Origin of the sequence: Anaeromyxobacter sp. SG66 (genome assembly GCF_022690805.1) — a bacterium.
Taxonomy (GTDB): Bacteria; Myxococcota; Myxococcia; order Myxococcales; family Anaeromyxobacteraceae; genus Anaeromyxobacter; species Anaeromyxobacter soli.
In genome coordinates, this window is record NZ_JALCZC010000134.1 from 1 (window position 1) to 10,114 (window position 10,114).

General features: G+C 74.7%; 8 protein-coding genes. All 8 read left to right on the forward strand.

Annotated features, from left to right (window positions below; all coding sequences use genetic code 11):
- A partial coding sequence (locus MNZ39_RS21540) for a DNA repair protein RecO C-terminal domain-containing protein (protein WP_242341157.1) occupies positions 1-226 on the forward strand: 226 nt, incomplete at its 5' end.
- 3 nt (positions 227-229) lie between these two features.
- Positions 230-1,180, forward strand: coding sequence for a carbohydrate kinase (locus MNZ39_RS21545; protein WP_242341158.1), 951 nt, complete (start codon positions 230-232; stop codon positions 1,178-1,180).
- Positions 1,181-1,262: 82 nt separating this feature from the next.
- Positions 1,263-2,246, forward strand: a complete 984-nt coding sequence (locus tag MNZ39_RS21550) for a glycine--tRNA ligase subunit alpha (protein WP_242341159.1) — start codon at positions 1,263-1,265, stop codon at positions 2,244-2,246.
- A 35-nt stretch (positions 2,247-2,281) separates the two neighbouring features.
- Complete coding sequence (gene glyS / locus MNZ39_RS21555) at positions 2,282-4,378, forward strand: glycine--tRNA ligase subunit beta (RefSeq protein WP_242341160.1); 2,097 nt, start codon at positions 2,282-2,284, stop codon at positions 4,376-4,378.
- Between the two features lie 53 nt (positions 4,379-4,431).
- Complete coding sequence (locus MNZ39_RS21560; RefSeq protein WP_242341161.1) at positions 4,432-5,736, forward strand: hypothetical protein; 1,305 nt, start codon at positions 4,432-4,434, stop codon at positions 5,734-5,736.
- Positions 5,733-8,300, forward strand: coding sequence for a hypothetical protein (locus MNZ39_RS21565; protein WP_242341162.1), 2,568 nt, complete (start codon positions 5,733-5,735; stop codon positions 8,298-8,300). The genes MNZ39_RS21560 and MNZ39_RS21565 overlap by 4 nt, the downstream gene beginning before the upstream one ends.
- 49 nt (positions 8,301-8,349) lie before the next feature.
- Positions 8,350-8,985 carry an FHA domain-containing protein gene (locus MNZ39_RS21570; RefSeq protein WP_242341163.1) on the forward strand — a complete coding sequence of 212 codons (636 nt, stop codon included), beginning with the start codon at positions 8,350-8,352 and terminating at the stop codon, positions 8,983-8,985.
- A 118-nt stretch (positions 8,986-9,103) separates the two neighbouring features.
- Positions 9,104-10,114, forward strand: a 1,011-nt coding sequence (locus tag MNZ39_RS21575; protein WP_305037344.1) for a 5'-3' exonuclease H3TH domain-containing protein, incomplete at its 3' end; no start/stop codon positions are given.

Here is a 10,114-nt window from a genome sequence, read left to right on the forward strand (position 1 = left end):
GTGCGCGCCGCAGGCCGCGCCCGGCGCCCCCTGGCTGTCCGCCGGCGCCGCCGCCGCGCTCGCGCGGCTCCAGGCGGCCGGGCTCGGCGGGGCGGAGGCGGCGCTCTCGCCGGCGATCGGGCGGGAGGCGCGCGACGCCCTCGCGGCCTTCATCGAGCACCACCTCGGCCGGCGCCTCGCGGCGCGCCGGTTCCTCGACGAGATCGGGCCGCTGCTCGGGGACTGACGCATGCAGCGCGACCTCGACGTGGTCTGCCTGGGCGAGGCGCTCGTCGATTTCCTCCCGGAGCGGCGCGGGCGGCTCGAGGACTGCGATCGCTTCGAGGCCTGCCCCGGCGGCGCCCCCGCGAACGTCGCGACGGGGCTCGCGCGCCTCGGGGCGAGGGTCGCCTTCCGGGGAGTGCTCGGCGACGATCCCTTCGGCAGGCTCCTCGTCCGCAAGCTCGAGGAGGAGGGGGTGCGCTGCGCCTTCCGGCTCACCCGCGAGCGGCCGACCGGCATCTGGTTCGTGGCCCTCGACGCCCGCGGCGAGCGGAGCTTCTTCTCGCCGAACGCGCGCTTCTCGGCGGACAAGCTCGTCGCCCCCGGCGACGTCGATCGCGGCCTCCTCTCGCGCGCCGCGTGGCTGCACGTGGGCTCCTCCGCGCACGTCCTGCCCGAGGGACAGGAGGCGCTGCGCGCGGCGGTCGCCGCGGCGCGCTCGCTCGGCCTGTCCGTCTCGTTCGACCCGAACGTGCGCGCGCACCTGTGGGACGATCTCGGCGCGCTCCGCCGCCTCTGCGCGGACGTGGTGCCCGCATGCACGCTCGTGAAGGTGTCGGAGGAGGAGGCGGAGCTCGTGACGGGGGAGGGGGACCCCGCCCGCGCGGCGGCGCGGCTCGCCTCGCTGGGGGTCCCGCTCGCGTGCGTGACCCTCGCCGAGCGCGGCGCGCTCGTCCGGCGCGGGGACGACCTCTTCCACGTCCCGGCGGAGCCGGTGGAGGTGGTCGACACCACCGGCGCCGGCGACGGCTTCGTGGCCGGCCTCCTCGCGGCGATCGCCGGACGTGGCCCGATCGAGGCGCTGGCGCGCGCGGATCTGGAGCGGGCGGTCGCGTTCGCGAACCGCGTCGCCGGCCGCGTCTGCACCCGCGTCGGCGCGGTCGCCGGGCTCCCCCGCGCCGGCGATGTTTCGGTTTGACACCGCACCCTTACGGCCCTACCGTCGCCGGCTCCGGTGACGGGGCCGCCGCGCGACGCGCGCCGGTCGAGGAGGCGCGCGCGTGTACTTCCAGGACCTCATCTTGAAGCTCCAGACCTACTGGGCGGGCCGCAACTGCATCCTCGCCCAGGGGTACGATCAGGAGGTCGGGGCGGGGACGATGAACCCCGCGACCTTCCTGCGCGTGCTCGGGCCCGAGCCCTGGAACGTGGCGTACGTCGAGCCCTCCCGCCGCCCGGCCGACGGCCGCTTCGGCGAGAACCCGAACCGCCTGTACCAGCACCATCAGTTCCAGGTCATCCTGAAGCCCAACCCGCCCGACGTGCAGGAGCTCTACCTCGGCTCGCTGAAGGCGATCGGGATCGACCCCCTCGAGCACGACATCCGCTTCGTCGAGGACGACTGGGAGAGCCCGACGCTCGGCGCCTGGGGCCTCGGCTGGGAGGTCTGGTGCGACGGGATGGAGATCACCCAGTACACCTACTTCCAGCAGGCGGGCGGGTTCGAGGTGAGGCCGGTGGCGGCGGAGCTCACCTACGGCCTCGAGCGCATCGCCATGTACCTGCAGGACGTGGAGAACGTCTTCGACGTCGAGTGGGTGAAGGGCGTCCGCTACCGCGAGGTCTTCCACCGGAACGAGGTGGAGATGAGCGAGTACTCGTTCCGCGTCGCGGATCCGAAGATGCTCTTCGGGCTCTTCGACATCTACGAGGCCGAGTGCAAGCGGCTCCTCGCGGCGAAGCTCCCGCTGCCCGCGTACGACTACTGCCTCAAGTGCTCGCACACGTTCAACAACCTCGACGCCCGCGGCGCGATCAGCGTGACGGAGCGGGCGGCGTACATCGGGCGCGTCCGCGCGCTCGCCCACGAGTGCGCGCGGGGCTACCTCGACTCGCGCGAGGCGCTCGGGTTCCCGCTCCTGCCGCCCGCGGAGCGGAAGAAGGCGGTCGAGGCAGCGCGCCTCGCGCGAGAGGCGCGAGAGGCCCTCCGCCAGGCTCAGGGCGAGCGGTCGCAGGCGCGAGACGAGCGGCCGCGGCAGGCCTGACGGTCCGATACCTCCTACCCCACGAGAGACACCAGATGGCGGACCTTCTGTTCGAGATCGGCGCGGAGGAGATCCCGGCGGGCTTCGTGCCGCCGGCGCTCAAGCAGCTCGAGGAGGATCTCGCGAAGGCGCTCGACGCCGCGCGGCTCTCCCACGGCGAGGTGAAGGCCGTCGGCACCCCGCGGCGGCTCGCCGTGTGGGCGCGCGACGTCGCGAAGCGCCAGACCGACGCCAAGACGGAGGCGTTCGGGCCGCCCGTGGCCCAGGCGTTCGACGCGGGCGGCAACCCCACGCCGGCCGCGCTCGGGTTCGCGAAGAGCCAGGGCGTGGAGGTGTCGAAGCTCGAGCGGGCCCAGACGCCGAAGGGCGAGCGGGTCGCGGTGACGAAGGTGGAGAAGGGGCGCAGGGCGGAGCAGGTCCTGCCCGAGCTCCTCGAGCGGCTCCTCGCGGGCCTCCGCTTCAGGAAGGCGATGCGCTCGCGCTTCGACGACGCGACCTTCGCGCGCCCGATCCGCTGGATGGTCGCGCTCTACGGCGGCCGGACGCTGAAGGTCCGCCACGGCGAGATCGTCTCCGGGAAGGTGACGTTCGGGCACCGCTTCGCCGCGCCCAAGGCGATCGCGCTCGCGGGGACCCCGGAGGACTACGTCGCGAAGCTCCGCCGGGCGAAGGTCCTCGCCGATCCGGTCGAGCGGCGCGCGGTCCTCGAGCTCGAGCTCGCGAAGGCCGCCAAGGCGGCCGGGGGCAAGATCCGGCCGGACGAGCCGCTCGTCGAGCAGGTGCTGTACCTCGTCGAGCACCCGACCGGCGTCGCGGGCGAGTTCGAGCGGTCGAACCTCGACCTGCCGCCCGAGGTGGTCGTCTCCGAGATGCGGAACCACCAGCGCTACTTCGCCGTGGTGGACGGGAAGGGCCGGCTCAAGAACCGGTTCGTCGCGATCTCCGGCACGCCGGTGAGGGACCCGAAGGTCGCCCGCCACGGCTACGAGCGCGTGCTGCGCGCGCGGCTCGCGGACGCCCGGTTCTTCTTCGAGGAGGACAAGCGCCGGCCCCTGCGCGATCGCATCGAGGACCTCGGGCGGCGCACGTTCCAGGCGCGGCTCGGGAGCGAGCTCGCGCGCACCGACCGCATCGTGGCGATCGCGAGCGCGCTCGCCAAGGCCGTCGACCGGGAGGACCTCGTGCCCGACGTGGTCGAGGCCGCGCGGCTCGCCAAGACCGACCTCACCACCGGCATGGTCGGCGAGTTCCCCGAGCTGCAGGGGGTCATGGGCGGCCACTACGCCCGGCTCGAGGGCCTGAAGCCGGAGATCGCGGACGCGATCGAGGATCACTACCGGCCGGTGGGGGCCTCGGGAGAGATGCCCCGGGGCGACGTCGGCGCGCTCGTCGCGATCGCGGACCGGCTCCACTCGCTCGTCGGGATCGTCGGCGTGGGCGAGAAGGCCACCGGCGCCGCCGACCCGTTCGGCCTGCGCCGCGCCACCATCGGCATCCTCCGCATCCTGCTCGCCCGCGGGTATCACCTGTCCCTCTCCGCGGCGGTCGAGCAGACGCTCGACGCGCTCGCGGGGGTGAGCCTCGCGGCCGATCGTGCCGTGATCGCGGAGCAGGTGCTCGACTTCGTCCGCGGGCGGCTGCGCGCGCTGTGGAGCGACGAGCTCGACGGCGACCTCGTGGACGCGGTGCTCGCCGCCGGCTTCGACGACGTGGTGGACGCCCGCCGGCGCCTCGAGGCGCTCGCGCAGGTGAAGGCGCGGCCCGACTTCGTGCCGCTCGCGCTGGCGTTCAAGCGCGTCGCGAACATCCAGGAGAAGGCCGGGGGCGGGACGGGGGCGGCGGTGGATCCCCACCTCCTGCGCGAGGAGGCCGAGCGCCACCTGCTGGCGGAGCTCGAGCGCGTCGAGGCGGAGGCTGCGACGCTCCGTACGACCCGCGACTACCCGGGCGTGCTGCGGAACGTCGCCGAGCTCGAGCCCGCGGTCGCGCGGTTCTTCGACGACGTGCTCGTCATGGCGGAGGATCCGCAGGTCCGCGCGAACCGGCTCGGGCTCATGCGGCGGGTCGCGGCGCTCTTCTCCGGCGTCGCAGACTTCCGGAAGATCCAGGCCGAGGCGCCGGCCCAGGCGTGAGCATCCCGACCTTGACCGGCTCCCGACCCCGCGGCTACGGTTCGCGCTCACCCGTGCCCGCCCACGTCAGAAACGCGCTCCTCGCCGCCGCCGCCGCAGCGCTGGCAGCCTGCGGCACCCCGCCGTCCGCCGACCCGGCCCCGCTCGACCGGTTCAGCGCGCCGATCGCCCTCGGGATGTCGGGGAGCGACCTGCTCGTCGTCTCCTCCAACTTCGAGCTCGCCTACGGGCTCGACGACGGCGGGAGCGTCATCCCGGTCGACGTGCAGGCGTCCCCGAGCACCTTCGGGAAGGGCGTCCGCATCGCCAGCTTCGCGGGGGAGCTCTCCGTCGCCGACGCAGCGGTCTGCGGGCTGCCCGAGTCGCTCGCGCTCGTCCCCGCGCGCGAGGGGAACGCGCTCTATCGCATCGGCGTCGGCGCCGGCGGCGAGCTGTCCTGCGGCGCCGGGTGCCGCCTGCCGCTGCGCAGCGACGTGGCGGACGCGTACGGCGTCCTCGCCGTGTGCCGCCCGCCCGCCGTCGCCGGCGGCGAGCCGCGGGCGCGCGCGTACGTCGGCTTCCTGCGCACGCCGGGGAGCCGCGGCCAGATCTCCGAGGTGGACCTCCGGACCGGCGCCACCCGCAACCGGGACGTCGGGCTCGGGCCGGTGCGCAGCTTCGCCTACGACGCGCAGACCGACCGGCTCTTCTTCACCGCCATCGAGAGCGGCACGACCGCGCCGTTCCGCTGGCTCGACCTGGCGGGCGACTGCGCGATCGACGCGGCCGTCTCGGAGGGCGGCTGCCCGGTGTTCGGCATGGACCTCGCGGTGTTCCTCCGCGGAGTCGAGGCGCGCGGCATGGCGCTGTCGAACCCGCAGGACGGCCGGACGCGCCGCGCGTACGTCGCGGCGCGCGTCTACAACGCCGATCTCGCCGGCGCGATCGGGGGGCGTCCGGGGTTCGACGTGGGAGGCGTGCTCCTCGTCATCGACCTCGTCGAGGAGCGGTCCGGCCTCCAGCCACGCGTCGTCGGGATCTACGACGTGGGGCTCGGCGCGAACGAGGTGAAGGTGCTGCCGCCGAGGCCGGGGATGGGCGATCTCGTCGCGGTCACCGCCTCCGACGACGGGCTCCTCTGGATCTACGACGACGAGCAGGGCGCGCTCGTGCGCGTGATCGGGCGCGATCCCCACACCGGGATCCCGCTGTTCGGGCGGCAGCCGTTCGGCCTCGCCGTCCGCGACGACGGGGCCAAGGCGCGCCTGTTCGTCTCCTCCTTCAAGGACGGGTTCGTGACGCCCATCGACATCCCGCTCGACGCGCCGTGGACCGCGGCGGACCCGCGCGTCGAGGACCGGATCGGGGTGACGCCGTGAAGAGACGGCTGGCCTTCCTCGCGCTCGCGGCCCTGGCCGCGTGCGGAAAGAGCAGCACCTCCATCGGCGTCGGGCTCTCGGGGCCGTCGTCGGTGGTGGCGTACAACGGCTTCACGCCCAAGAACGCCGGGCTGCACCCGTACTTCGCCATCGCGAACGCCGCGCGCTCGGACCTGACCCTCGTCGACGCGGTGGACGACGCGCCGGTCCTCGCGCCCGTCATCGTCCGCTCGCTCGCCGTGCCGGTTCCGGATCCGCGCCCCACGCTGCTCGCCGCGTCGTCGCTCTGGGACGGCACCGGGGACGCCGCGAAGGCGGACCTCCTCGTCGTCGCGTCGGCCGCGGTGCCGGCGCTGCAGCTCGTCGAGACCTGGAACGCGTCGGCCCGCATCGTGGACGAGGCCGACCTCGCCGCGCTCGCGCCCGGCGCCGCGATCGTGGCCCTCGCCGCGATCCCGGTGCCGGACGGCGCCAGCCCTCCCGGCCGGACCCCGGGCCGCGTCCGCGTCGTCGCCGCTCTCACCGGCGCCCGGCTGGCGATCGTCGAGTACTCGCGGGCGGCGGACGGCCCGGGGATCGTGCGCGGAGAGGCCTCGGTGCGCTCCCTCGACGCCGGCGGCGCTCCGTTCGACGTCGTCTCGCTCGCGATGAACCCCCACGACCCGCTCCACCTGTACGCCGCGTCCCCCGATCCGATCGGCGCGGTGGAGGGCGTCGCCGAGATCACGGTGGCAGGTGCGCCCGCCGACTGGACGATCCGCGCGCTCGACGCCCGCGCGCCGACGCGGTTCGTGGCCGCGGCGCGCCTGCAGGAGCGGCTCACGGAGTGGCCCTCGGCCATCTACGGCGCCTTCTACGACGACACCAGCGAGTTCCAGGCCACGGCCGTGGATCGCGTCTACGCCGTGGTCGATCCGACGCGCTGCGGGCCGAACCACCGCATCGGCTGCGGCATCGCGGTCATCGATCCGGCGACCGGCGGCATCGTTCCGGACTACGCCGGCCTCATGCCGTACCTGGCGCCGATCACGCTGCCGGAGTTCCCGCTCGGGCTGGCCGTCGCGGAGCCTCCCGCCACGCCGCCGCCGGGCGAGGAGGCCCTCTTCCCGACCGGGTTCATGAAGATCGCGCCCGGCACCGGGCGCCGCGCCACGACCGCCGTCGCGGCGATCCCGTCCGCGAACGGGCGGATCTACTACGCCGATCTGGGCCGGTACGCCGTCCCGAACGACCTGTCGATCATCCGCGCGAAGACCAAGACGCGCGTCACGACAGGGCTCGCGCTGGGAGCGACGGTGGAGGGCGAGGACCACCCGCGCATCTTCGGCGTCTGGTTCCTCGACGGCGAGACGTGGAAGCTCGGGTACGACACCACCGAGATCCAGAAGGGCGTGCACGTGACGCCCGGGTTCACCGGCAACGAGACCTGGGTGGTCTCGTTCCAGGGGCTGCTCCCGGGGCTCGAGGCGCACCGCGGCCAGACCGGCGCCACGGCCGGCGGCGGGACCTGGGTCGCCATGCAGGTGCCGGTGACCGGCTCGGGCGCCACGCCGTTCACCGAGGTGGTGCGCGTCTACGACCCCACGTTCGCCGTGCGGGTGGGGGACCTCGCCGAGATCTACGCCCCCGCCGTCGCGGGCTGTCCCAGCGACGCTGCCATCGAGGCCCGGGTGACGGAGCTCCTGCCGCCCGCCGACGCCTACCCGGGCGGCGCGCTCGCGCTCGAGCCGCTCGACGACCCGCGACCCAAGGTGAACACGGACGGCTCGGTCGGCCCGTGGCGCGACTGGCCCGCGTGCCTCCAGGCGCTCCGCGCAGGGGCCGTCGGCGTCCAGGCCCGCGTGCGCGCCTCGGGGCTCATGCTGACCGGGACCGCGAGCGGCTACGCCGGGCGGCCGGAGCTCGTGCCGGCGGCGGACGTCGCCACCACGCCCGACTTCGCGCTGCAGTACGAGGACGAGGACGCCCTCGCGGCCCAGTGCCCGCTCCTGCCCTGGCCGGCCGACTGGCGGACCCCGCCCGCCGGGTTCAGCACCTGCGACGCCGCGTGCCGGCTCGTCTGCGAGCGGCTGGTGCTGGCTCGCAAGGCGCGCCGCATCTACCACGTGTCCGACCAGTGTCACGGCACCGAGGCCGCCCCTGGCGACGACCTGGAGTGCTACCAGGCCTGGCCCGCGGCGCTCTATCCGTTCCCGCGGGCGAACGGGCCCGTCATCTCCTTCAAGGTCGGCTATCACGGCTCGGTGGCGGAGGGGGAGGTCTTCCCCGCGGACGACCACACGCTCTGGAGCCAGCTGCGGCTCCTGCAGACCTCCGCCGTCACCGCCAGCGGGATCGCCCCGAGCTCCCGCGGGCCGACCTCCCCGACCTCGACGGCCGCGGTCCTGCCGCTCGCCGTCTCGAGCTTCGATCGCAGCGCCATCGCCGGCGAGGCCGGCCTCTCCGCGGACACCCGGAAGCGCCTCCTCACCGAGGGCTACCGGTTCCTCGTCCCGTACGCGAACGACTTCGTGCTCGACTTCAGCCCGAGCGAGCCGGTGAACACCATCAAGGTGATCCGATGAGCTCGGCGGCGCGCGACGGGGGGCCTCGCGGGCGCCCGGGAGCGCTCGCATGAAGACGGTCCGGCAGGTCGCGATCGCCGACCACCTGTGGGAGGCGCTCGAGCGGATGGCGGAGGAGATGGGCTCCGACCGCGAGGCGCTCGTGAACCAGGCGGTCCACGTGTTCATGCGGCTCAACGGCTACGTGGTCCCCGGCAGCGTCGCCGCGACCACGCGCCCGGGGGCCCCGCCTCCGGCGGCCGGGGCGCCCGTCCTGCCGCGGGCCGAGCGCGCCGTCGTGGCGGAGCAGGTGCTCGACACGGCCGCGCGGCTCGAGCGCGAGATGCGCGCGCCCCCGCCGGTGCCGGCCGCCGTCGCGGCGGCTCCGGCCGCCTCGCCTGCGCCGTCGGCCGCGGCGGCCGTCGCGTCCGCGCTCGTGCTCGTGCGCGACGACGGCACCGAGGTGCCGGTCGCGAAGGATCGCTTCGTCATCGGCCGGGGACGGCACTGCGACCTCGTCGTGGACAGCGCGAAGGTGTCCCGCGAGCACGTCGCCATCGTGCGCGAGGGGCCGGGCTGGCTCATCGAGGACCTCGGCTCGTCGAACGGCACGTGGTTCCGGCGCGAGCGGATCGCCCGCCGGCGCATCGAGGACGGCGACGAGTACTTCGTGTGCGCCGAGCGGCTGCGCTGCGCGCTGCGGTGAGGCGTCCCTCGCGCGGGCCCTGGGCCGCGACGTTTCCGCCGCACCGCCTCGCGACTCGCGGGCGCGCCGCGTTTTCCCGCTGCCCGCGCCGGCGCGTGGGACTATCGTTCCGTCCCGCATGCCCACCCTGACGCTCATCGACGGCTCGGGCTTCGTCTTCCGCGCCTATCACGCGATCCCGCACCTCTCGACCACCCGCGGGACGCCGACCAACGCGGTCTACGGCTTCACGACGATGCTCCTCAAGGCGCTCCGCGAGCACGCGCCGACGCACGTCGCGCTCGTCATGGACGCGGGGCGCAAGAGCTTCCGGAACGAGATCGACCCCACCTACAAGGCGAACCGCCCCGAGGCGCCAGACGATCTGCGCGCGCAGTTCCCCCTCGTGCGGGAGGTGGCGGACGCCCTCGCCGTGCCGCGCATCGAGGAGGGAGGCGTGGAGGCGGACGACGTCATCGCCACGCTGGCGTGCCGCGCGCGCGAGCAGGGCTACGAGGTCGTGGTGGTCACGGGCGACAAGGACTTCGCGCAGCTCGTGGACGAGAAGCTCTCGCTCTACGACCCGATGGCCGAGGCGAGCGGCCGGGGCGGGTGGACCGGGCCCGCGGAGGTCGAGAAGAAGCTCGGGGTCCGGCCGGACCAGGTCGTCGAGTACATGGCGATCCTGGGCGACAAGATCGACAACGTGCCGGGGATCGCGGGCATCGGCGAGGTGACCGCGGCGGCGCTGGTGCGCCGCTTCGGCACCGTCGAGGAGATGCTGCGCCGGCCCGACGAGATCCCGGCGGCGGTCGCGCGCGGCGGCGAGAAGGTGAAGGATAAGATCGTCGCGAACGCGGCGCGCATCCGGATGAACCGGGAGCTCGTGGCGCTGCGCTGCGACCTCACCCTCCCGCTCGCGCCCGAGGCGCTCGGGCGGAGACGTCCGGACGACTCGCGCGTGCGCGCGCTCTTCTCCGAGCTCGAGTTCTCCCGGCTCCTGAAGGACCTGCCCGCGCCCCCGCCGACGCCGCGCACGGAGCGCGCGGAGCTCGTCCTCGACGCGGCGGCGCTCGCGGACGCCGTCGCGGCGCTCACGGCCGCCCCCGCCGTGGGGCTCCGGCCCGTGCTCGCGGGGCCGGCCCCGCGC